This is a genomic window from Leifsonia psychrotolerans (genome assembly GCF_013410665.1).
GTDB lineage: Bacteria > Actinomycetota > Actinomycetes > Actinomycetales > Microbacteriaceae > Cryobacterium > Cryobacterium psychrotolerans_A.
In genome coordinates, this window is sequence record NZ_JACCFM010000001.1 from 1,148,328 (window position 1) to 1,169,142 (window position 20,815).

25 protein-coding genes and 1 tRNA gene are annotated in these 20,815 nt (G+C 64.3%); 10 read left to right on the forward strand and 16 right to left on the reverse strand.

The genetic code is table 11. The features are described 5' to 3' along the window. Positions 1 to 6: 6 nt before the first annotated feature. A complete protein-coding gene (gene tatC, locus HNR05_RS05365; RefSeq protein ID WP_179578085.1) occupies positions 7 to 759 on the reverse strand; it encodes a twin-arginine translocase subunit TatC in 753 nt (250 codons plus the stop codon). A gap of 47 nt (positions 760 to 806) precedes the next feature. Continuing rightward, a complete protein-coding gene (locus tag HNR05_RS05370; RefSeq protein WP_179578086.1) occupies positions 807 to 1,007 on the reverse strand; it encodes a Sec-independent protein translocase subunit TatA in 201 nt (66 codons plus the stop codon). A gap of 28 nt (positions 1,008 to 1,035) precedes the next feature. On the opposite strand from HNR05_RS05370, the gene HNR05_RS05375 reads away from it, so the two are divergent. Then, complete coding sequence (locus HNR05_RS05375) at positions 1,036 to 1,173, forward strand: hypothetical protein (protein ID WP_179578087.1); 138 nt, start codon at positions 1,036 to 1,038, stop codon at positions 1,171 to 1,173. A 210-nt stretch (positions 1,174 to 1,383) separates the two neighbouring features. Here the strand turns inward: HNR05_RS05375 and HNR05_RS05380 are convergent, their stop codons facing one another. From HNR05_RS05380 to HNR05_RS05400, 5 genes are all read right to left on the reverse strand, one after another. Further along, entirely contained in the window at positions 1,384 to 2,394 is a 1,011-nt protein-coding gene (locus HNR05_RS05380) for a helix-turn-helix transcriptional regulator (protein ID WP_179578088.1), read from the reverse strand. Beyond that, a complete protein-coding gene (locus HNR05_RS05385) occupies positions 2,391 to 3,428 on the reverse strand; it encodes a WYL domain-containing protein (RefSeq protein WP_179578089.1) in 1,038 nt (345 codons plus the stop codon). Before HNR05_RS05385 ends, HNR05_RS05380 begins: the two co-directional genes overlap by 4 nt. A gap of 115 nt (positions 3,429 to 3,543) precedes the next feature. Next, the gene (locus HNR05_RS05390) at positions 3,544 to 4,512 is read right to left on the reverse strand and encodes an FKBP-type peptidyl-prolyl cis-trans isomerase (RefSeq protein WP_179578090.1); all 969 of its coding nucleotides are present in this window, start codon (positions 4,510 to 4,512) and stop codon (positions 3,544 to 3,546) included. Between the two features lie 105 nt (positions 4,513 to 4,617). After that, complete coding sequence (locus HNR05_RS05395) at positions 4,618 to 5,619, reverse strand: tRNA (adenine-N1)-methyltransferase (RefSeq protein ID WP_179578091.1); 1,002 nt, start codon at positions 5,617 to 5,619, stop codon at positions 4,618 to 4,620. After that, a complete protein-coding gene (locus HNR05_RS05400; protein WP_179578092.1) occupies positions 5,616 to 6,335 on the reverse strand; it encodes an HAD family hydrolase in 720 nt (239 codons plus the stop codon). The genes HNR05_RS05395 and HNR05_RS05400 overlap by 4 nt, the downstream gene beginning before the upstream one ends. Before the next feature lie 133 nt (positions 6,336 to 6,468). On the opposite strand from HNR05_RS05400, the gene HNR05_RS05405 reads away from it, so the two are divergent. Continuing rightward, on the forward strand, positions 6,469 to 7,413 hold the full coding sequence (locus HNR05_RS05405) for a proteasome assembly chaperone family protein (RefSeq protein ID WP_343062472.1): 945 nt from the start codon (positions 6,469 to 6,471) through the stop codon (positions 7,411 to 7,413). A gap of 31 nt (positions 7,414 to 7,444) precedes the next feature. Here HNR05_RS05405 and mshC read toward each other — a convergent pair whose 3' ends face one another. From mshC to HNR05_RS05420, 3 genes are read right to left on the reverse strand one after another with little or no spacing between them, the layout of a single operon-like run. Beyond that, complete coding sequence (mshC, locus tag HNR05_RS05410; protein WP_179578094.1) at positions 7,445 to 8,719, reverse strand: cysteine--1-D-myo-inosityl 2-amino-2-deoxy-alpha-D-glucopyranoside ligase; 1,275 nt, start codon at positions 8,717 to 8,719, stop codon at positions 7,445 to 7,447. Between the two features lie 14 nt (positions 8,720 to 8,733). After that, positions 8,734 to 9,588, reverse strand: a complete 855-nt coding sequence (locus HNR05_RS05415; protein WP_179578095.1) for an undecaprenyl-diphosphate phosphatase — start codon at positions 9,586 to 9,588, stop codon at positions 8,734 to 8,736. 18 nt (positions 9,589 to 9,606) lie between these two features. Beyond that, positions 9,607 to 10,932, reverse strand: a complete 1,326-nt coding sequence (locus HNR05_RS05420; RefSeq protein WP_179578096.1) for a M20/M25/M40 family metallo-hydrolase — start codon at positions 10,930 to 10,932, stop codon at positions 9,607 to 9,609. 157 nt (positions 10,933 to 11,089) lie between these two features. On the opposite strand from HNR05_RS05420, the gene HNR05_RS05425 reads away from it, so the two are divergent. Further along, positions 11,090 to 11,174, forward strand: a tRNA-Leu gene (locus tag HNR05_RS05425). A gap of 158 nt (positions 11,175 to 11,332) precedes the next feature. Here the strand turns inward: HNR05_RS05425 and HNR05_RS05430 are convergent. The 3 genes from HNR05_RS05430 to HNR05_RS05440 form a co-directional block, all read right to left on the reverse strand. Continuing rightward, positions 11,333 to 11,512, reverse strand: a complete 180-nt coding sequence (locus tag HNR05_RS05430; RefSeq protein WP_179578097.1) for a hypothetical protein — start codon at positions 11,510 to 11,512, stop codon at positions 11,333 to 11,335. A gap of 381 nt (positions 11,513 to 11,893) precedes the next feature. After that, on the reverse strand, positions 11,894 to 12,523 hold the full coding sequence (locus tag HNR05_RS05435) for a hypothetical protein (protein ID WP_179578098.1): 630 nt from the start codon (positions 12,521 to 12,523) through the stop codon (positions 11,894 to 11,896). A 50-nt stretch (positions 12,524 to 12,573) separates the two neighbouring features. Next, the gene (locus HNR05_RS05440; RefSeq protein WP_179578099.1) at positions 12,574 to 12,945 is read right to left on the reverse strand and encodes a hypothetical protein; all 372 of its coding nucleotides are present in this window, start codon (positions 12,943 to 12,945) and stop codon (positions 12,574 to 12,576) included. A 35-nt stretch (positions 12,946 to 12,980) separates the two neighbouring features. Between HNR05_RS05440 and HNR05_RS05445 the strand changes: the two genes are divergently transcribed. After that, entirely contained in the window at positions 12,981 to 13,856 is an 876-nt protein-coding gene (locus HNR05_RS05445) for a hypothetical protein (RefSeq protein ID WP_218868814.1), read from the forward strand. A 37-nt stretch (positions 13,857 to 13,893) separates the two neighbouring features. Here the strand turns inward: HNR05_RS05445 and HNR05_RS05450 are convergent, their stop codons facing one another. Beyond that, positions 13,894 to 14,832 carry a DnaJ domain-containing protein gene (locus HNR05_RS05450; RefSeq protein WP_179578100.1) on the reverse strand — a complete coding sequence of 313 codons (939 nt, stop codon included), beginning with the start codon at positions 14,830 to 14,832 and terminating at the stop codon, positions 13,894 to 13,896. A gap of 179 nt (positions 14,833 to 15,011) precedes the next feature. On the opposite strand from HNR05_RS05450, the gene HNR05_RS05455 reads away from it, so the two are divergent. Beyond that, on the forward strand, positions 15,012 to 15,665 hold the full coding sequence (locus tag HNR05_RS05455) for a DUF1345 domain-containing protein (RefSeq protein ID WP_179578101.1): 654 nt from the start codon (positions 15,012 to 15,014) through the stop codon (positions 15,663 to 15,665). A 43-nt stretch (positions 15,666 to 15,708) separates the two neighbouring features. On the opposite strand, the gene HNR05_RS05460 is transcribed toward HNR05_RS05455, so the two are convergent. Then, positions 15,709 to 15,873: a hypothetical protein gene (locus tag HNR05_RS05460; RefSeq protein WP_179578102.1), complete on the reverse strand. Its 165-nt coding sequence runs from the start codon at positions 15,871 to 15,873 to the stop codon at positions 15,709 to 15,711. A 199-nt stretch (positions 15,874 to 16,072) separates the two neighbouring features. Here HNR05_RS05460 and HNR05_RS05465 point away from each other — a divergent pair, with 199 nt between their 5' ends. Genes HNR05_RS05465 through HNR05_RS05475 form a run of 3 tightly spaced genes read left to right on the forward strand, consistent with a single transcriptional unit; the run spans position 16,073 to position 18,083 of the window. Beyond that, a complete protein-coding gene (locus HNR05_RS05465; RefSeq protein ID WP_343062473.1) occupies positions 16,073 to 16,534 on the forward strand; it encodes a Dps family protein in 462 nt (153 codons plus the stop codon). Positions 16,535 to 16,538: 4 nt separating this feature from the next. Beyond that, positions 16,539 to 16,988, forward strand: a complete 450-nt coding sequence (locus HNR05_RS05470; protein WP_343062474.1) for an SRPBCC family protein — start codon at positions 16,539 to 16,541, stop codon at positions 16,986 to 16,988. 24 nt (positions 16,989 to 17,012) lie between these two features. Continuing rightward, complete coding sequence (locus HNR05_RS05475; RefSeq protein ID WP_179578104.1) at positions 17,013 to 18,083, forward strand: enoyl-CoA hydratase/isomerase family protein; 1,071 nt, start codon at positions 17,013 to 17,015, stop codon at positions 18,081 to 18,083. Between the two features lie 111 nt (positions 18,084 to 18,194). On the opposite strand, the gene HNR05_RS05480 is transcribed toward HNR05_RS05475, so the two are convergent. Beyond that, positions 18,195 to 18,896, reverse strand: a complete 702-nt coding sequence (locus HNR05_RS05480) for an SOS response-associated peptidase (RefSeq protein WP_179578105.1) — start codon at positions 18,894 to 18,896, stop codon at positions 18,195 to 18,197. Between the two features lie 121 nt (positions 18,897 to 19,017). Between HNR05_RS05480 and HNR05_RS05485 the strand changes: the two genes are divergently transcribed. Beyond that, entirely contained in the window at positions 19,018 to 19,863 is an 846-nt protein-coding gene (locus HNR05_RS05485; RefSeq protein ID WP_179578106.1) for a slipin family protein, read from the forward strand. A 97-nt stretch (positions 19,864 to 19,960) separates the two neighbouring features. Continuing rightward, positions 19,961 to 20,815 (forward strand): DnaE2-dependent mutagenesis accessory factor ImuA', encoded by an 855-nt coding sequence (imuA', locus tag HNR05_RS05490; RefSeq protein ID WP_179578107.1) that lies wholly within the window; start codon positions 19,961 to 19,963, stop codon positions 20,813 to 20,815.

Genomic DNA, 20,815 nt, shown 5'->3' on the forward strand with positions numbered 1-20,815 from the left:
TCCGGCCTAGACGGCCACTTCCTTGTTGAACGCCGCTACCCGCACGGCGACGCGTCGGTCTTGCAGCCAGGCAATGCCATACGCCGTGAAATAGAGCACGACCATCGGAATCGCGAGCAAAAACATCGACACGACGTCGGCAGCGGGGGTCGCGATCGCGGTGAAGAGAATGATCACCAACATGGCAATACGCCACGATTTGATGATCGACGCCGCGCTGAGGATGCCGGCGAAGTTAAGCAGCACAAGAAAAACGGGCAGCACGAACGCGATACCAATGGCCACGACGAGCTTCAGAACAAAGTCGAAATAGTTCTGCGCGTTGATCAACGCGGCATCTTCGGATGGGGCAAAACTGGTCATGAGCTCGACGACATGGGGCAGCACAAACCAACCCGCCGCACAGCCGGCGAGGAAAAGTGGCACTGCCGTGAAGAAAAACCCGAAGGTGTACTTCTTCTCTGTGCGAGTCAAGCCCGGCGTGAGAAAAGCAAAGATCTGATACAGCCACATCGGACTCGAGACGATTAAGCCAACGTAGAGCGAGATCTTCAGCTTGAGATCGAATGCCGAGGTGATGTCGGGGTAGTTGATCTGAGCATTGCGGTGCTGAGCTTCGATGATCGCGTAAATCGGCTCACGCAATGAACCCCAGACAAGATCCGAAAGGAACCAGCCCGCAATGGCGCCGAGCAAAAGACCAGCCGCGGCCAGGTACAACCGCTTCCGTAGCTCCACGAGGTGCTGGCCGAGCGACATCTTTCCGTCACGACTGGTACTTCGCGGGGCGCGCGCTGCCCCCAAAGTTATGACTTTGTCGAGGGGTCGACCGGCGCGGTCGCTTCGCTGGACGGTTCGTCGACCTTGTCGCTCTTGATCTCACTCTTGAAGATCTTCATCGACTGCCCGAGGCTCCGTGCGAGGCCCGGAAGCTTGGGAGCACCGAACAACAGCAGAACGACGAAAAGGATGATCACGAAGTGCCATCCGGTCAGGTTTTGCAACATGAGGCTGTGTCCTCTAGTTCGAAGGAGTATGACTCAACAGTTTACCGCGCCGAACGCGCTCATCTCGACGTTCTTGCCGGCGGCGAGCCGTGTCGGCCCTGCTCCGGGCCCGCAGGACGGACAATTCGTGGGCATCCTGAAAGATTGCCGGGATTTTTGGCAGTGAATTCTCGCCCTCGCGGATTCGGTCGGCGAACGGATCCGCGAATGGATCGGCCCCGGCAAACGCATCAGCGACACGATCGCCAAGCTCAGCCAATGCGTCAGAGGCCTTCATGAGCTTGCCGAATAGTCTCAGCGCACACCAGACGATCATTGCCACAAGCGCCAGAGCCAGACCACTCCAAATCAGAACCCACGACCACCAGGGCATCCGCTAGTGCCCCGCCCGGTCGGGCAACGGTTCGTCGTCGTACGAAGCGGCCCCGGCCGCTGCCCATTCGGCGACCGCCTGTCGCGCTGCCACGGGTTCGATGACGGTGACGATGCCGGCCATACTCGCGACCAGACGTTTCAGGCCGTGAAAATGAGCGACGCGTACTCTCGTCCGAATGAGATCAGCGCTTCGTGCGGTGGGGCTCGGTTCGACGCCTTCGGGTCGGTAATCGGCCAGCAATGCGAGGGCTGAGGCCGGAAGTTCCAGGAGCACAGTCACGTCGTCGTCAGAACCCTCGAACAAGCGATCGGGGACCACGACGTCGGCGGCGTGCTGACCGACATTCGAGTCGGTCTCGCGCACGGCACGCATACGATCGAGCCGGAATGTGCGCACCGCCTGCCGCAGATGGTCCCATCCGCGCAGGTACCAGTCGTTGTCAACCGACTCGATGCGCAACGCGTCGACCCGACGCTGCACCTGCTCGCCCCGAGCATTCAGATAGTCGAACTCGACTTGCACGCCGTGACGCACGGCCGCCTGAATCGTCGCGAGCGCCAGGTCGGCCTCCGCCCCCGAGACGGCAAGTTCGCTCGGGGTGCCTGACGAACCACGGGTGAGCTTGGCCATCAGCGAGGCGATGGCCTCACGGTCGGCGTTCGCGGGCAAGGCCGAAAGATATTGCAGACCGGCGATGAGCGCGGCAGCCTCGCGGGAACTCAACCGGGGTGCGTCGTCGATGGCCACCAAATGGGTGAGCACAATTCGGTCGTTCTGCTCGAATTCATCCCACTGGATGTCGAAGAGGTCACCGTGCAGATATTGGCTCGTCTCCCCGGGGATGCCGGACATTGCGATGAGTCGCACGGCATCGCGCACGCGGTCTGCGCCCACCGAGAAGTGAGTGGCGACATCCGCAACGCTCACATCGTCATGTTCGGTGAGGTAGGGAACCAACGAGAGCAAGAAAGTCAGTTTGTCGGCGGCGCCGAATCCGCCTCGGGTGCTCATGCGTCAGTGCTCTTTTCGCCATGGGTCGACGGAATTCCGTGGGCATCCCGCACTCCGACAAGTCTGCTGCGCACCGCTTGGCGAAGCGCCGCGGGTGAGTGCACCGTGACCTCGGGGCCGTACCCCGCCAACTCATCGGCGAGAATATTGAGGTCGGTGTAGTGCAGAGTGAGGCTGGTTTCAGTCGGTGCCGTCCCCTGCTGCCGCCTGCCGAGTCGCACGGCTGCATCGCTGCCCGGCTCGACCTCGATTTCGGCGAGATTGGCATGCCAGAGCCGGTCAAGCTCATCGAGAGCCGCCTGCGCTTGGCCTTCGCTGTGCGGCGCGTTCGTCGCGCCGGCAACGTTCTGCACCGGGCCGACGATGCGGGAGAGCAGGAACGTGCGGGACGCGGACGCCTGTTGATCGGTGGCGGACAGATGCCAGCGGCCGTCGTGTAGCACCAGAGCTCGCGGAGCGACCTGCCGCCGTCGAGGCTCGATCTCCCCGGGCTTGAGGTAGAGAAACGCCACAACAGTTCCGCGATCCAGCGCCTTGGCAAGCGGCTCGAACGCCGCCTCTCGAGCACGTACACTCGGCGCATAGCCGAGAATCGGATCGGTCGATTCACCACCCAATGAACTGAGTTTCGTCAGCGCCCGCCGAGACTCCGTCGAGAGGGATCCTTCGCGCCACACCGTTCCTGCCAGCTTCAGCAGCATGAGCTCATCCGGCGTGAACGCCACGTCGCTCGGCAGATCGTAGAGCCCCTTGGGAATGCGGTAACGCAGGGAGTGATTGCTGCCGGGGTCATCGGTCGGTTCGATCGTTTCCAGTGGAATGCCGAGTTCCCGGATGTCGTCCTTGTCGCGTTCAAACTGGCGTTCGAGACTCGCGTTGTCACCGCCCGTGACATAGCGCTGGCGGTAGCCCTGCACCGTCGACAGAATATCTGCCTTCGTCAACCCAATCTCAGTGGCGATGAGCGCCAGCACCAGGCTGAACAGTCGTTCCTCGATCGCGACAGCGTGTGGTTTCTCAGAAATGGGCGGCACAAGGGCGATTCTAGATGATTGGGGCGGTCGACTCGGGACCCGAGCCAGTCGAATGCCCCGCGCCTACCGGTGACGGCGGGTACGGGGCATTCTGCAGTGCGGGGGCTGCGACTGGTTAGTTCACGCCGAGGATATCGACGACGAAGACCAAGGTGGAGTTCGCCGGAATCTTTTCGGACGCCTTTTCGCCGTAACCCTGATCGGGCGGGATGACAGCAATGACCTGAGAACCGACCTTCTGGCCGATCAGCGCCTCGGCGAAGCCGGGGATGACGCCGCCCTGAGTCTTCGATCCGTCAGCAGCAACGAACTGTGCCGGAGTGCCGCGTTCCCAGCTGGAATCAAAGACCAGCTTGGTGTCCCAGACCACACCGGTGTACTGAACTGTCACCGTGTCGCCTTCCTTGACGGTGGCCCCCGTGCCCTTCTTGAGCAGACCAATCTTCAGCGTGTTCGGTGCTGCTCCGGCTGGAATCGTGATTCCAGGCTCACCCTTCGCGCCGAGAACGACGGCGGGTAGGCCGGAGATCTCCGGCTGGTCGGCGCCGTTGGCGCGCGGCAGGTAAGCCTTGACCACGTCGATCACGAAGATGAGCGAATCATCTTTCGCGACGCCGAGCGCTTCCTGGCCACCCTGCGGGCCGAAACCATCGTCAGGTGACACGGCGACGGCGACGCGGGACCCTTGCTGAGCGCACAGCAGGCCATCACGCAAACCGGTGATCGTGGCATCGCTCAGAACGAGGGACGGCTGGCTGGTGCCGTCGTACCCGGTCTGCTCGATGGATTTGCCTGTGCTTCCGTTGTAGACGCTGAGGTCAACCTTCACCATCTGGCCCTCGACGAGATCGGGTCCGGTGCCCGGGATGACCACACTGCGCTGGGTCTTTTGGGTCTTCAACGGCGTCGGAAAGTCGACCGTGGGCGCCTTCCCGAAGTCGCCGGTGACGTCGATCAGTGCGGAGGCGGCTCCGGCGGAGACCGGCGACTGACAATCTGACGCCGACGTGTCGGCTGCGCTGCAGCCGGTCAAAGCGACGCCGAGCAGCGCGGCAACGGCGATCAGTGCTGATGCTTTACGCACAAGTCCTCAATTCAATACGGGGTGTGGGTACAAAGATAGTGAAAGTCGGTGCGGCACGAATCGCGTGTGGCGGGCCGCACGCCATCCTAACCGCGATCGAGGCACTCAGTCGGCGTCGAGGTCGCGCGCTTTCGAGAGCGCAGCGCTGGCGCCGGCGGCGCGCACGCGCTTGCGCATGCTCTTTCCGCTCACGTTACGTTCTCCAAGAGCACCCGGGGTCCAGGCCTCAAAATCAGCATCGGCAAAGTCGGTTTTCGACGGGCGACGCTTCAGCTCGGGCAGGATGGTGTCCGGTGCGAGGCGTCGCGCCGTGATGAGAAAGCCGGTGTGTCCGATCATGCGGTGGTCGGGACGCACGGCAAGGCCCTCAACGTGCCAGCCGCGTACCATCGTTTCGTTTGAATCAGGGTTCGTGTACAGCCCACAACCCCGGATCGCCTCGGCGACACGCGACAGCTGTGTGACGGTCGCCACGTAGCACAGCAGCACACCGCCGGGCTTGAGCGCGTCAGAAACGGCCGGCAGGCATTCCCACGGGGCGAGCATATCGAGCACGACGCGGTCGACGCTGTGCGCTTCCATCACGTCGGGCAGCGCGTCGGACAGGTCGCCGAGCGTGATCGTCCAATTCTCAGGGTCGTGCCCGAGGAAGGTGGCGATGTTGTCGCGGGCAACATCGGAGAACTCTTCGCGGCGCTCGAACGAGGCCAGGCGCCCCGATGGCCCGATGGCCCGCAGGAGCCAGAGCGAGAGAGCGCCCGAGCCGACACCGGCCTCGACGACGGTGGCTCCGGGGAAGATGTCGGCCTGAGCCAGAATCTGCGCGGCATCCTTCGGATAAATGATCGCTGCGCCACGCGGCATCGACATGACGAAGTCGTTCAGCAGCGGGCGCAGCGCAAGGTGCTCGACGCCCACATTGTTGGTGACCACCGAGCCGTCCGGCAGCCCAATGATGTCATCGTGGGCCAGGATGCCTCGGTGGGTGTGGAAGACCTTGCCCGGTTCGAGCGAGATGGTGTTCAGCTTGCCTTTGGGGCCGGTGAGCTGCACGCGGTCGCCCACTCGGAAGGGCCCGCTATTTTGGATGACCTGGTTGTCGCTCATGCGCGTGATACGTCCTCGAGTTCGTGCGCCGTCGGGCGGGAGGTGATGGTTTCGGAGTGGTTCGAATCGAGGGAGCCGATCCGGTCGTGGTACAGCTCGGCAAGGTCGTCGAGCCCCCGTCCGGCCAGGCTGGCCCACAGGATGTAGTCGTCGGCTGAGGCCAAGGCGATCTGGTGGGGAACACCGATCGCGATGGTTCCAGCCGACACCGCGGCGGCCAGGCCCGGCACCGAGTCTTCAATTGCGATGCAGTGCACGGGATCGACACCGAGGATGTCTGCGGCGAGCAGATAGGCCTCAGGATGCGGTTTAGGGTCGGTGACCATGTCTCCGGCGACGATCGTCGCAAAGGGTGACTCGCCGAGTTGCTCGGTGATCTTGTCGGCAATCTGCTGGGCCATCCGTTTCAACGACATGGTGACGAGCGCCATGGGAACCCCGGCCGCAGACAAGGCCGTGAGGAGTTCCAGCGCACCAGGGCGCCAGGGCAGTCCATGGCTGTTGAGCTGTTCTTGCACCCGATTGGTCAGCAGGGTGACGATTGCATCGATCTCCATGTCGACGCCGGCGCCCTGCAAGATTTCAGCCGACTTCTCGAGCCCGTTACCGACCATTTGCATGCAATCCTCATGCGTCCAGGTGCCCCCGAATGACGCGACGAGTTCAGTCTCGGCCAGCATCCAGTACGGCTCGGTGTCGACAATGGTCCCGTCCATGTCCCACAGGACTGCGGCAGGAAGAGAGGAATTGGTTCGGATCAGGTTCACGGGGTTCAAGTGTAGAGGGCACGGCCTATCCTTGACTGTGGGTGCGCCGTCGCGGCGCTCGGAATGGGCGAGGTTTCACAGAGTGGCACACGGCAATGGGTTTTTAGGCGGACGGCTCCTCGTCGTCGCCTTCGAAGGTTGGAACGATGCAGGCGAGGCGGCCACCGGTGCCGTTCGCACTCTCCAGGAGCTCCTCGCGCTGAACGAAATCGCCGCCGTCGACCCCGAGTTGTACTTCGACTACCAGTTCAATCGCCCCACGATCAGCGCCAACGACGAGGGCAAACGAGAAATCGAGTGGCCCGGAGCCGTCATGTACGGCCCCGAAGCCCCCGGCATCGCGAGCATCCCCCTCGCCGAAGACGCCCAGTTGCAGATCAGCGGTACGAACGCCGGCAACATCTACCTTCTTGTCGGCACCGAACCCTCCCGCAGCTGGAAGAGTTTTGCCGCCGAAATACTCGACGCTGCGTTGGCCGCCGACGTCAGTGGCATGGTCTTTCTGGGAGCGATGCTCGCCGATGTGCCGCACACCCGCCCCATCTCAATCTTTGTGTCGAGCGATAACCCCTCGGTGCGTGCGGAACTCCAGATTGAACGCAGCAATTATGAGGGACCGGTCGGGATTCTGAGTGTGCTCTCGGATGCCGCGGAGACCGTGGGAATTCCCACCCTTTCGATATGGGCATCCGTACCGCATTACGTTCACAACGCCCCATCCCCCAAAGCCGTTCTCGCCCTCATCGACAAACTCGAAGAGATCATCGACGTTGTCATTCCGCGCGGGGACCTCGTCAGCGAGGCCGCCGAGTGGGAAACCGGCATCAACGCTCTCGCCGCCGACGACGACGAGATGGCTGCGTACATCGCTCAACTCGAGCAGGCACGCGACACCGTGGATTCGCCGGAAGCCAGCGGTGAGGCGATCGCTCACGAATTCGAGCAGTACCTGCGCAAGCGTGGTGACGGCAGGGACGGCCGAGACGGCTGGGCCGACGGACGGCCAGCTGGCGACGGGCCGGGTTAGCCGTAACCCGAGGTACGGACCGGCGGAACCGTTAGAGCTTCACGCCGAGCAGCGCGTCGATTGCCTCGGCCAGCGCGGTCGGATTGTCGAGGTTGTGCTCGGCCGCCTCGTCGAGCACCCGCAGGGCAGTGGGCGTGTCGAGGTCGTTGCAGAGGGCCGCCCGCAGCCGACCGATCACGGCGTCGGATGACTCCAGGCCGTTCGCCGACGACGCGGCCGCGGGGGCGAATGCCGTGCTCCACCGTGCGAGGCGTTCCTCGGCGCCGGCCAGCTTGTCGCCGGTCCATTCCCAGTTGCTGCGGTAGTGCTCCGCCAACAGCGCAAGGCGAATCGCCCGAGGATCAGTGCCTGCAGCGCGCAAACCCGACACCAGCACCAGATTGCCGAGGGACTTGCTCATCTTCTCGCCCTGGTAGGCGACCATGCCAGCGTGGCTGTACACACCCGCGAGCGGATGCCCAGAGAGCGCAGCGGCGTGCCCGGCACTCATGTCGTGGTGCGGGAAGATCAGGTCGCTGCCGCCGCCCTGCACCGTAAAGTCGGTGCCCAGCTCCTTGAGAGCGATGACGGAACATTCAATGTGCCAGCCCGGGCGCCCGGCCCCGACACGGGACGGCCACGACGGTTCGCCGTCGCGGGCCGCGCGCCAGAGCAACGGGTCGAGTACATCGCGCTTGCCGGGACGGTCGGGGTCACCGCCGCGCTCGGCGAATAGCGCGAGCATCGTCGCACGATCGAGGTTGCTCTCGTCGCCGAGGCGCCAGGGAGCCGCCGTCTCCGCGGCGGCGATATCAAAGTAGAGGTCGAAGCCCGGCAGACCAGCCGCGTCGAGCGCGGCATCCGGGGTATCGACCCGATAGGCCAACCCCGCCTCCTCAAGCAGGCACACGGCCTCGGCGATCTCGTCGATCACGTCGGTCACCGCAACATAGTCGTCGGGCGGAAGGATGCGCAGGGCCTCCATGTCGGTGCGGAAGAGTTCAACCTGCGACTCGGCAAGTTCACGCCAGTCCACGCCGGTGGCCGTGGCGCGTTCAAGCAACGGATCGTCGATGTCCGTCACGTTTTGCGCATAGTGGACCTGGTAGCCGGCATCGAGCCACACGCGCTGCAGCGTGTCGAACGCGAGGTACGTGGCCGCGTGCCCGAGATGGGTCGCGTCGTAGGGGGTGATCCCACAGACGTAGAGTCGGGCGACATCCGTGGGCTGCGCGTGCACCAGCGCAGCCGAGGCCGTGTCGTGCAGGAACAGAGCGGACGAGTTCCCCGGAAGGGCCGGGACGACGGGACGATTCCAGGAGCGCATGTGATCCAGCCTAACTACGCCGTGATGACGTTCGTGCCAAGCAGAACGAGGAGTGCGCCGCCGGCCAGGATGCGGTAGATCACGAACGGCAGGAAGCTGCGCTTCGAGATGTAGCTCATGAAGAACGCGATCACGACAAAGCCGACGACGAACGCCACGATCGTGGCGATCAGTGTGGCGAGCGGGCCGAAGACCTCAGGAGTGCAGTTGGTGGCACCGACCAGGCACGGCTTGGCGATGGACTTGTAGACCTGGTAGAAGCCGCTGCCGAGCACGGCAGGAATGGCCAGCAGGAAGGCGTAGCGGGCCGCTGCCTTGCGCTCATATCCCATGAAGAGGCCAGCCGTGATGGTGCCGCCCGACCGTGAGACTCCGGGAATGAGGGCGAGGGCTTGGGCGAAGCCGTAGATCGTGCCGTCACGCACCGTGAGTTCTTTCAAGCGGCGCTTCTTGGCTCCCACATAGTCGGCGATTCCAAGCAGGATGCCGAAGACGATGAGCATGGCGGCGGTGATCCACAGGTTGCGGAGCGTCGTCTCGATCTGGTCCTGGAAGAGGAGGCCGAGAACGATGATCGGCACAGAGCCGAGGATGATCAGCCAGCCCATGCGGGCATCCGGATCGTTGCGCGGGATCTTGCCGACGAGCGAACGCGCCCAGTGGCCGATGATGCGGGTGATGTCACGCCAGAAATAGATCACCACGGCCAGCTCGGTACCGATCTGGGTGATCGCCGTGAAACGGGCACCGGGATCTTCACCCGTGCCGATCAGCTGGCCGATAATGCTGACGTGAGCACTGGACGAGACCGGCAGAAACTCGGTGAGCCCCTGCACGAGGCCGAGGATGATGGCGTTGATGAATTCCACGTGCTGATGCTCCGCTTGCTAGTAGGTCGTGAGCAGGTCGGTCAGGACCCGCCTGCCAAACACTAATGCGTCGAGCGGCACGCGCTCGTCAACGCCATGGAACATGCCGGGAAAATCCAAATCGGCGGGGAGTTTCAGGGGTGCAAAGCCGTAGCCGGTGATGCCGAGCTTGTGCAGCGCTTTGTTGTCGGTTCCCCCCGAGAGCATGTAGGGCAACACGGGCACGTCGGGATCGTGGCGGCCCAGCGTGCCGCGAATCGCGTCGATCAACGCACCGTCGAACGCATTCTCGAGGCCGATATCGGCGTGCATCACGACGATTTCGATGTCGGGGCCGACGAGTTCGGCGATCTCGGCCAAGACGGCCTTCTCCTCACCCGGCAGCGTGCGCACGTCGATCAGGGCTTCAGCGGTGTCGGGAATGACGTTGTGCTTGTAACCGCCCTTCAGGAGCGTGGGGTTCGACGTCGTGCGGAGGCTGCCCAAAATGAATCCGGATGCAGTGCCCGTTGCGATCGCCAACTCGTCGGGGCCGACCTTCTGCGGGTCGACGCCCAAGATTCGGGCCACCTCGTTCAGGAGGGTCGATGTGGTGTCGGTCAAATGGATGGGCCATTCCTTGCGGCCGACCGCGGCGACGGCCTCGGCCAGACGCGTGACGGCGTTGTCATGAATCAGCCGCGACCCATGAGCGGCAGTGCCACGGGCGACGAGCTTGATCCACAGCATTGCCTTCTCGGCTGTTTGCAGAAGGTAGGCGCGCTGGTCGTTGAAGGTGATCGAGTATCCGCCCACCTCGCTGATGGCCTCGGTGGCGCCGGCGAAGAGTTCAGGTCGGTTGTCCACGAGGTAGTGCGAGCCGTACACTCCCCCGGCTTCCTCATCGGCGAAGAAGGCGATGACCAGATCACGCTGCGGCGCCCGACCGGCCCCGAGAATGTCCTGGAGGGAGGCCAGGATCATGGCATCCATGTTCTTCATATCGACGGCGCCACGCCCCCACAGCAGGCCGTCCTTGATGACGCCCGCGAACGGATCCACGGACCAGTTCGCGGGGTCGGCCGGCACGACGTCGAGGTGGCCGTGCACGACCAGAGCCCCCCGTGACGAGTCGTGGCCTTTCACCCGCGCGACAACACTCGTGCGGCCAGGCTCGGATTCGATGATCTCGGGGGTCAGGCCGAGGCCGCGCAGATGTGCGGCCACGTACTCTGCGGCATCCGTCTCGCCGTTCGAGCGCCCGTCACCGAAATTGCTGGTGTCGAACCGGATCAGATCGCGAGCGATTTCTGCGGTGAGATCGAGTTCGTCGCCCGCGGGGGCCGCATTCCCTGTGTTTGCCATGCGGCTCACGCTACCGGTTCGGGCATTCACCCCGCACGCCACGCCGTCAAGCTGAGAATTGCTCGCCGCCACTGGCTCACGAGTGGTTTTTGACCCCCGAAAAACCGTGCTAAGTTATTACCTCGTCAGCAAGAAACAGATTGCAGACAAACATCCAGTCCGGGTGGCGGAAATGGCAGACGCGCTAGCTTGAGGTGCTAGTGCCCGTATAGGGCGTGGGGGTTCAAGTCCCCCCTCGGACACGAAGATTGTTTCAGTGAAACAATCGACGAGAACTGGTTGAGACAGTTCACGGGCCGGATCATATGATCCGGCCCTGTCTCGTTTAACCAGAACTTTGTGGGCTTATAGGGGGGCTTATAGGCTTATAGGCCAAAACGTGTGGATGGCGTCGGGCGTGTCATGCGCTGCCGGCCCAGCCTGAGCGCATCCAGAGGCCTTCCTCGGCGGTGATACCGGCGCCGTAGTAGTCCGGTTCCGACGGTTCTTCACTGTTCTCGTCCGTGAGCGGTTCGAGCTCTGGGGGTTGGGTAGGGATGAATTCGTGGGCGCGGTCGATCGGGATCTCCCCCGGAGTCACGCATTCACGCGAACTTCTTCGAGTCTCGTTCGAGTCACCGCTGCACGCCCGGGATACGTCGTTCCCCCGCCGCGAGTGGGCAGTTGTTGTTGCTTCACCCATCCCGAGGCAACAACAACTGCTCACTCGCGTGGTGTCGTGAGGTACGAATCGCCCCCGGGTTCGCACATTCACGGGCCGAACGGCACGCGCAGGTTAGGGCGGTTCGCGCAGGTTAGGGCGGTTCGCGCAGGTTAGGGCGGTTCGCGCAGGTTAGGGCGGTTCGCGCATGCTCGAACGTGCGCGAACATCCTTAGCATGCGCGAGCATCCTCAGCGCTCCTGACTCCGTGTGCGACGGGCCCGCCTCGCTGACGAACGGTGGCCGCGACCGGCAGTTCGGTCAGCCGAGGGCCGGATGCTCCGACGGAAGGCCATGGCGCTCGCCCGCCTGGTGCAGGGCGACGTTACGGGCCTCCCACTCGCCGAGCTCCTGCCGCATGCCCTCGATGATCGGTCGGTCCGGGCACTGCATCACGCTGCGGCCACAGGCGCACTGCGTGGGGTTGGTCGCGTCGTCAGCGTGCACCCGCGCCACACGCCAGAGTGCCGCGAGAGCTCGGTCGTTCCGTCGGGTCGCAAGCTCGATCTTGCGCTCGGCCCGCTTCACCAGGTCGTTCTCGAGCACGGCACGGATGCCGCCGGCATCCGTCTGATCGAATTGGCCAGCCACCAGGCCGCGCAGCTCGCCCACCTGTGAGGTCAGGGATGTAATCGACGCGTCCCGCTCGGCCAGTAGCAGGGTGGCGTCCGCGACGGCCTCACGCTGAACATCCTGCAACTCGCTGTAGAGCTCGCTCCAGAGCGCCACGTGGTCGCTGTCGCGGCGCTCGGCACGGTCGGCCCCGATATGGCGCACGCAGAAGGAACAGACCACCTGATCGGCGGCCGAGGTGAAGTGAAACGGCTGCAGGGCACGGCAGCAGAGGCACTGCGCGTCGATGTCTTCATACAGCTGATATGCGTGGGTCACCGATACTCCCTTGGTCGAACGAAGATCGCTGCCACGCAGCGTGGGACAGGCTACGCGTCGCGCGGCGCCTCGTCGACGATCCCGACAAGGCGGCTACCGATGCCGTCAACCTCGCTGCGGCGCAGGCCGTCCTCGGGCGCGGGCAGCTCGTCGGCGCCGTGGTAATCGCAGCTGAGATAGGTGAAGCTGGGCCACCACTTCTTGGGCCGAACCGCTTCAGTGAACCCACAGACAGCGCAGACCAGCTCAACCCAGACGGGCTTCTTGCCCGTGCGGTTTGCACGCGATTGGGCCAACCAGGCTGGCGGGTTGGTGTCAAGTTCGGTGACCTGCGCCGCGGACAGTCGCGACGGAATTCCGTTACGTGTGGCCATCTCGAGTGGAATATCGAGGCGAACTGCGGCTTCTCGTCTGGTAATCATCTCCACCCAGCTTAGGTGAATGCAAGAATGGGCGGATGTCTGCCATCCACTCCCCCCTCGGCCTGCTCCTCGACGTTGACGGCCCCATTGCCAGCCCGGTCACCCGGACCGTTGCGACCCCGAGCATCATCGATGACCTCATTCTGCTGGCCGGCGCCAATGTGCCGATCGCTTTCATCACAGGGCGCTCGTCCGCGTTCATTCGGGAGGAGGTCATCGCGCCGCTCGTGGCCGCCGGCCTGCCAGCAAACCTACGCATGTACGGCGTCTGCGAGAAGGGCGCCGTCTGGTTTCCGATCACGGCTGAGGGCATGGGCGACACTGTGATTGACGACACAGTCGCTCTCCCCCAGGCCGTCGTCGACGACCTGCGCACCCTCGTCGAGACACGCTTCGGCGACACCATGTTCTTCGACGAGACCAAGCAAGCCATGGTCTCGGTCGAGCAGCGCACGGATGTCGACCACGCGTCGTTCATCGCCGCCCAGCCGGCCTTCAACCAGGCCGCTTTCGACATCGTCTCGAGGCATGGGCTCGGGGTGCGCTACGGCGACGACGAGCGACCGGATGCCACTGGCGCCGTGCCATTCCGCCTCGACCCCACCATCATCTCGACCGACGTCGAGTCGATCACCCTCGACAAGGATCACGGCGCGAAGCGGGCGCTGGCCTTCTTCGCCGAGTCCGGGCCGCTGCCGGACGTGTGGCGTTCGGTCGGCGACTCCCGCAGCGACTATCTCATGGCAGACCACTTGCATGCGGCGGGCTATGACGTGGCCCACGTCGACGTGCGGCCGGCCGACGGCATCCTGGAACGCCCCTACCCCGTCATCGTGATGGGCGAGCAGATCCACGATGAGGCCGGCGCGGCGTTCCTCGACTACTGGGTCGAAAAGCTGCAGCTGCGCTGAGAGGTGCGGCTCGGTGTGGTGCGGCTCGGCTCGGCGCCTAGGTCATAATCAGGCGGATGCCGTTCTGCAGGGTACTGCGCAGCTCAAACACCTTCTCAAAACTGCCCTGCGACATACCGGGCATTCCCGCACGCAGTACGCCGACGACTCGAGACCGCCCGACGACGACCGTGATCGGGCGACGCCCGCGCGCCGGAAGCTCGAGCGGCTCGCTCAGCGCGGCATCCGGCACCACGACGATGAGCGCGGTGAACTTCACGCGCAGGGCCTTGGAGAGCGCCTTGGCAGCAACCTCCAGGTCATGCAGGGGCTTCTGGCCCGCCACGGCGTCACCGACCAGTTCGCCGCGGCGCAACTCGATCGGGCCACCGAAGTCATTCGACTGAATGGCGAACAGACCGGCCGGGCCGAGCACGACGTGGTCGAGCTTCACACCCGAGGACCCCGCTTCGACGTCATGCCAGGCGGTATAGCCGATGCCGAGGTTCGCCACGAGCTGGGCCGTGTTCTCCTCGGCCAGGGCCTTCGCCAACCAGTGTCGAATCTCTCGCGGCGCCGACCGAATGAGATCGGGGGCGTACGGGTCATCCAGCGTTGTGCCACGGCCGGACCATTCCCGCATCAGTTTCAGGTACTGCTGGCGGGCGACGCCGCCCGGGTGGCCGTGCATGCGGGCCCGCGGACCGGCCGAACTGGTGCGTCCAGGCCGCGAGCCCGTCGGTCGGGCGGCGGATGCGCCGGGAGGCACCGGCTCTGCCCCGGTATAGCGGTTGCGGTCGTACGCGGCACGCCGTTCGGGGCTGCTTACTCGGTCCCAGGCATCCTGAACGGCCTGGAACCGTGCTGCGGTACCCCCGACATCGGGGTGGGTCTGCCGCAGGAGGCGTCGATACGCCTTACGCAGCTCGTCTTCGCTCGCCGAAACGGCGACGCCCAACACCTCATAGGGGGTGGATGCGGCAGGACTGTCGTGCATCCGAAATGATCTCTTTCACTGGGTTGGCCAGGGCTTGTGACCCGTAGGTCGTCACTTAAACTATCGAATAATTCTGACATCTCGCCGAACCGTGCCGGTATCGCCGCGATCAGCACGACATGCACCATGCCGGTGCGGCGTCAGCGCCGTTTTCGCGGCGTTGTATGCAACGATCAGCCATGACTAGTTCGATTTTCGCACGGCCCGCGCACCGCTCAGCATTTCGCCTGGCCGTCATGCTCATTGTCGGCATTCTGGGTCTGGCGATCTGTGCCATTTTCAAATTCTGGACCTACGCCGCTGTCGTGGCGTGGGCGGGAGCCTCCATCACCTACGTACTGTGGGTCTGGGCGCTGATCGGGCGCATGGATGCCGCGACCACCGCCAGCCACGCCACGCGCGAAGATCCGTCCCGCAGCGTGTCGGGCCTTTTGCTCGTCATCGCGAGCGTGGCGAGCCTCGGAGCGATTGTTCTGCTGCTGAGTGGCGCCAACGGAACCTCGAACGCCAGCCAGGTCACCGCCGCGGCTTTTGCCGTGTTGAGCGTCGCACTGTCGTGGTTGCTCATCCACACGCTGTTCACGCTGCGTTACGCCGAGTTGTACTACTCCGGCGAGGACGGCGGGGTTGATTTCAACCAGAAGGAGCCGCCGCGTTATAGCGACTTCGCCTACCTGGCCTTCACGCTCGGGATGACGTTTCAGGTCTCAGACACGAATCTGACTACACATGCGGTGCGCGCGACGGCGTTGCGACACGGATTGCTCTCGTATCTCTTCGGCTCGGTCATTCTGGCCACCCTGATCAACCTGGTGGCCGGGCTGCCGCGTTAGCGTGCGCTGCACACGCTTCAGCGCTGCCCACGCCCTGAACGATCTAGTCGCGCAGAACCTGCACCGGGATGAAAACGGCCAGCGAAACGGCGATGATCCCGCCGAAGAAGATTGCGGCCTGCCAGGCGTCAACCGCGAATGCAAGCCCAAAGAGCCACAGACCGAAGACAAAAATGGCGAAGGCGACGATGAAGGTGACGATTTTCATGGGCAGGACCTTTCAAAACGATGCCTGCGAGACGGCGCAAGGCTGATACTCGAGCCTATCGGTTCAGGGGCATTCGGCTCGAACCACACGCAGCGAGCGACACAATCCACCCTTCACCGGGTGGGCCGCCGGGGTTATGGTGAAGCGAGGTCGCCCGCAGACTGGGCAGGCCTGCCCATCGTCGTCGAGGAGGAACATCGTGCGTGCCACTGAAACGCTCCGCAGCAACCTGCAGTCAGTTCTGGTTGACCTGATTGAGCTCCACCTGCAAGCCAAACAGGCCCACTGGAACATCGTCGGCGCGAACTTTCGCGACCTGCACCTGCAACTCGATGAGATCGTCGACGCAGTGCGTGGCTTCTCTGACACCATCGCCGAACGGATGCGTGCTCTCGACGCGGTGCCGGACGGCCGCAGCGAAACGGTCACCGACACCACGCACCTGGCGTCGTTCCCCGATGGCGAGGTCGACACGAAGGATGCCGTGGATCTCATCACGGAACGCCTGACCACGGTGGTCGGCACGATGCGCGCCGTGCACGACGAGGTCGACGACGAGGACCCGACCTCGGCCGATATCCTGCACGGGGCCATCGCACAGCTCGAACAGTTCGCCTGGATGGTCAGCGCCGAGAACCGCACAGCGGGGAATCAGGACTGAGCTGGTGACCGGCCTGGCGCCTCCCGACCTGACGGAGCGCCCGCACAACTTCACGATTGAGCGGCTCATGCGCGCGCAACCGGCCGATCTCTACGACGCCTGGACGCAGTGGTTCGAGCTCTGGCTTGCCGCCCGCGGTTCGGTGTCGATGCTGCCAGAGGTGAACGCGCCGTTCTTTTTCGAGACTCAGCACGCCGGCATCCGCCACGCGCACTACGGCCGCTTTCTGGAACTCGAACACGACCGGCTGATCGAACTGACGTGGGTGACGACGCACACACTGGGCGCCGAAACCGTCGTCACCGTTTCGCTCGTTCCACACGGCGAGGGCACGCTGTTGAGGCTCCGCCACGCCGGTTTTCCCACGGCCCAGACGGCGAGCCGGCAGGCGGAGGTCTGGCCGGGCATCCTGGAGCAGTTGGATGCGCGACTGAGCGAGAACGCGCAGCCGTAAGGTGCAGCCCAGTACCTTTGACGCATGACCGACACCAGCCAGATCGTCATCAGCGTGCACGAGAGCGTCGGTCGTCTCACGCTCAATCGGCCCGACGCACTCAATGCGCTCTCGCAGGAGATGGTGACCGTACTGACCGACACGCTCACGGCATGGATCGATTCATCGGAGATCTCGCTGGTCGTGCTCGACGGCGCCGGCGACCGCGGACTCTGTGCGGGCGGCGATGTGCGGGTGATGTATGAGAACGCGGTCGCCGGCAACGCTGAGGCAACCCGGCGTTTTCTGCGCGACGAGTACCGGTTGAATGCGCTGATCAGCGAGTACCCGAAGCCATTCGTGGCGATCATGGATGGGCTCACGATGGGCGGCGGAATCGGGCTGGCTGGTCATGCCGGCATCCGGATCGTGACCGAGCGGTCACGGTTGGCCATGCCCGAGACCCGCATTGGTTTTTGCCCGGACGTCGGCGGCACCTGGCTGCTCAGCCGCTCGCCGGGCGAGCTCGGCACGTATCTCGGCCTCGGCGCGGTGAGCCTGACGGCGTCGGATGCGCTCGCCATTGGCCTGGCCGACTATTTCGTGCCGTCCGCCCTGGTGCCGCATCTGCTCCAGGCCTTCGCGGAGCGGGCCGACCCCGGCTCCCCCAGCGAGATCGTGCTGCTCTTCGATGAGACACCGGAGCCGTCGAAGCTGATGGCGCAGCGCGGCTGGATTGACGCCTGCTACGCGGCGGACACTGTGCCCGAGATCTGTGCGAACCTGCGCGCCTGGGCTGATACTCACTCGGATCCGGCCGCCGCTGCAGCGAACGTGGCGGCAGACAACCTGGGGTCGCTGTCGCCGACAGCACTGACAGTTACGCTCGCCGCACTCCGCACCTCGCGCACGCTGCCGAACCTCCGTGCGGCGCTCGAGCTGGAGTTTCGAGCCGCCACCTGGCTGCTGAGCCAGCCTGATCTGCGGGAGGGCATCCGCGCACAGGTCATCGACAAGGACCGTTCCCCGAGCTGGACTCCGGCCCGTTTCGACGATCTGCCGGCGGGCCTCGCGGAGCGCGTTCTGGGCCACCCGTTGGCTGAAGCGCTCTGGTGAGGCCACCGCCGCATTTCTGAACGCTTTCACGTCGCCGAACCTTCTGCGAGATCAGAGCCGATTGGGCTATCCCTCAGGGTGCGCTGGCTGAGGAGCTGCGGGGTTCTGTGATTACCGATTCACCGGCTCGAGCAACTCGGGGCCATTGCCCGTAATCGGTCCGACCTCATAGAAGCTCAGCAGGTCGGCGGTCTCGCGCGAGGCCGCCACTGCGGCGTCGACGAGCGACTGGTCGCCGACCGTCGTCGGGTCGAGCCAGTGATCCCACCATTCCTCGGGCAGCACCACCGGAATACGATCGTGAATCTCGGCGAGGGGACCCTGGGCATCCGTCGTGAGGATCGTGGCGGAAAGCACCCAGCGAGCCGAGTCGGCCTCGGCCAGCGCCGGGTTGCGCCACCAGGAGTAGAGACCGGCGAAGGCCAACGGCAAACCATCGTCGGAATGCACGAAATAGGGCGTCTTTGTCGTGCCGACCGTATGCCATTCGTAGTACCCGGTCGCCGGGATCAACGCCCGTTTCGATGCGACCGAGTTCTTGAAGGTGGCCTTTTCGGCCGCCGTCTCGGCGCGGGCATTGAATGTGGGGTACGGCGAGACAAGCTCTTTCGCGAACGACGGCACAAGCGACCAGCGCGCGGCCTCAAGCCGGCGCACCGCCGGCTCTTGCTTGGCGGACTCGAGCACGATCGGAATCTGCTCGGTCGGCTTGACGTTCCACGACGGTTCGGGAATGTTCTCGCCCTCGTGCTCGACGTCGAACATCGCGACAAGGTCGGGCGCTGTATCAGTGATGATGAATCGACCACACATGCTCATAGGCTAGCGCCCCGCACCGACAATTCAGCGACAGCTCACGGCCAAGATCCAGCGTGTGCGAGGACGATCAAGAGTGCCGGTGACGTGTTATCACCGCAGTGGAGATGAATCTCTCATGGTTGCTCAAATCGTCGTGTGGATCATTGTCGTCATCGTTCTTCTCATCCTGGTGGCGATGGCAATTCGGGTCGTCAAGCAGTATGAGCAGGGCGTGGTTCTGCGGTTCGGACGCCTGACCGGCACGCGGATGCCGGGGCTGCGGTTCATCATCCCCCTGGTTGACGTGATGCACCGGGTGTCGCTGCGGATCGTCACCCTGCCCATTCAGTCACAGGGCATCATCACCCGCGACAACGTCAGTGTGGGTGTCTCGGCTGTCGCCTACTACCGCGTCGTCGACCCGGTGAAGTCGGTCATCGCGATTGAGAACGTGGGATCAGCGATCGATCAGATCGCCCAGACCACCCTGCGGAAGGTCGTCGGCCAACACACGCTCGATGAAACCCTGGCCGAAACGGACACTCTCAACGTGAACATCCGGAGCATTCTGGATGTGCAGACCCTCGATTGGGGAGTCGAAGTCACACTGGTCGAGCTGAAGGACATTCTGCTGCCCGAGACGATGAAGCGTGCCATGGCCAAGCAGGCCGAAGCCGAGCGGGATAAGCGAGCCAAGATCATTGCCGCTGAGGGCGAGTCATTGGCCGCGGCGGCGCTGGGCGCAGCATCGGACACCATGATGGCGCACCCGTTGGCCCTGCAACTGCGCAACCTGCAGACTCTGGTTGAAATCGGCGTCGACAAGAACACGCTCGTCGTCTTTCCGTCACCGCTGATGAGCACGATCGGGGAGCTGGGGAGCTTCCTCGCCCGCGAGACAGCGGCCAGCGGCACGTTGGCGCCGGATGCCGTCACCCAGGCTCGTTCTGCGAAGCCGCACACGGTGCCGAAAGCCGTCTGAACGTCGACTCGAGGCCGGTGCCACTGCTCGCTTCGCGCGACACGCCGCATGCGAATGAGCTCTTGACATATTCGAATGCGTGTTCGAGCATTGAGGTATGTCTATTCCCGCCGCCTCCCCCGCTTCCGCGGGGCGTGAGTATGCGATTCGCGGCACTGCCGTGCGCGAATCGGTGCGCGGTATTGAGCAGGAATCGGGGCAGGAATTCGTAGAAGAATCCGAATCCGAATCGCGACACAGCCGTGTCGCAGCGCTGCAGCAGCGCATCACGGGAATGCAGGCCACGACGCTGCCCACGAAGACGCTGCCCACGCTACCCGCGCTCTCTGACATTCTTCCGGGCGGAGCACTCAAGCAGGGTGCCGCCTACTCGGTACTCGGCTCCACCACGCTCGTGATGGCCCTTCTGGCCGGCCCCTCACAGAGCGGGTCGTGGTGCGGGGTCGTCGGCCTGCCCGACTTCGGTGCCGAAGCCGCAGCCCGGTTCGGCATAGACCTCGAGCGCCTCGTGCTCGTCCCGGATCCCGGTGCCCACTGGCTCACGGTCACGGCCGCCCTCGTCGATGTTCTCCCGGTGGTCGTCACCCGCCCGCCCCTGCAGGCCAGCGACTCCGATGTGGCCCGCCTCGGAGCCCGGCTCCGTCAGCGCGGCTGCGCGTTGATCGTGGTCGGCGAGTGGCCGCAGAGCGAGGCACAGTTGCGCATCGTCGACAGCCGGTGGAGCGGTCTCGGGCACGGCCACGGGCTGCTCTCGGCCCGCGAAGTCACCGTCGCCTCCGTCACCGGACGCACCGGCTTTGCTCGCCCCCGCAGCAGCCGCCTTCTCCTGCCGGATGCCGCCCAGCAGTTCCAGCAGGCCGCTCGGCCGGTCACCCAGCCGGCAGGCGTACCGCCGGCAGCCGGCACTCGAAACTGGCCGCGAGCCGTTCCCGTACTGAACCGGGCCGGGTAG

What these genes read in the sequence shown, in the direction of transcription:
- tatC (WP_179578085.1), bottom strand. Translation starts at nt 759, where the DNA reads ATGTCGCTCGGCCAGCACCTCGTGGAGCTACGGAAGCGGTTGTACCTG.
- mshC (WP_179578094.1), bottom strand. Translation starts at nt 8,719, where the DNA reads ATGCGCTCCTGGAATCGTCCCGTCGTCCCGGCCCTTCCGGGGAACTCG.
- HNR05_RS05485 (WP_179578106.1), top strand. Translation starts at nt 19,018, where the DNA reads ATGGTTGCTCAAATCGTCGTGTGGATCATTGTCGTCATCGTTCTTCTC.
- HNR05_RS05420 (WP_179578096.1), bottom strand. Translation starts at nt 10,932, where the DNA reads ATGGCAAACACAGGGAATGCGGCCCCCGCGGGCGACGAACTCGATCTC.
- HNR05_RS05460 (WP_179578102.1), bottom strand. Translation starts at nt 15,873, where the DNA reads ATGAAAATCGTCACCTTCATCGTCGCCTTCGCCATTTTTGTCTTCGGT.
- HNR05_RS05440 (WP_179578099.1), bottom strand. Translation starts at nt 12,945, where the DNA reads ATGATTACCAGACGAGAAGCCGCAGTTCGCCTCGATATTCCACTCGAG.
- imuA' (WP_179578107.1), top strand. Translation starts at nt 19,961, where the DNA reads ATGTCTATTCCCGCCGCCTCCCCCGCTTCCGCGGGGCGTGAGTATGCG.
- HNR05_RS05370 (WP_179578086.1), bottom strand. Translation starts at nt 1,007, where the DNA reads ATGTTGCAAAACCTGACCGGATGGCACTTCGTGATCATCCTTTTCGTC.
- HNR05_RS05375 (WP_179578087.1), top strand. Translation starts at nt 1,036, where the DNA reads ATGACTCAACAGTTTACCGCGCCGAACGCGCTCATCTCGACGTTCTTG.
- HNR05_RS05445 (WP_218868814.1), top strand. Translation starts at nt 12,981, where the DNA reads ATGTCTGCCATCCACTCCCCCCTCGGCCTGCTCCTCGACGTTGACGGC.
- HNR05_RS05450 (WP_179578100.1), bottom strand. Translation starts at nt 14,832, where the DNA reads ATGCACGACAGTCCTGCCGCATCCACCCCCTATGAGGTGTTGGGCGTC.
- HNR05_RS05455 (WP_179578101.1), top strand. Translation starts at nt 15,012, where the DNA reads ATGACTAGTTCGATTTTCGCACGGCCCGCGCACCGCTCAGCATTTCGC.
- HNR05_RS05400 (WP_179578092.1), bottom strand. Translation starts at nt 6,335, where the DNA reads ATGGACGGGACCATTGTCGACACCGAGCCGTACTGGATGCTGGCCGAG.
- HNR05_RS05475 (WP_179578104.1), top strand. Translation starts at nt 17,013, where the DNA reads ATGACCGACACCAGCCAGATCGTCATCAGCGTGCACGAGAGCGTCGGT.
- HNR05_RS05395 (WP_179578091.1), bottom strand. Translation starts at nt 5,619, where the DNA reads ATGAGCGACAACCAGGTCATCCAAAATAGCGGGCCCTTCCGAGTGGGC.
- HNR05_RS05480 (WP_179578105.1), bottom strand. Translation starts at nt 18,896, where the DNA reads ATGTGTGGTCGATTCATCATCACTGATACAGCGCCCGACCTTGTCGCG.
- HNR05_RS05380 (WP_179578088.1), bottom strand. Translation starts at nt 2,394, where the DNA reads ATGAGCACCCGAGGCGGATTCGGCGCCGCCGACAAACTGACTTTCTTG.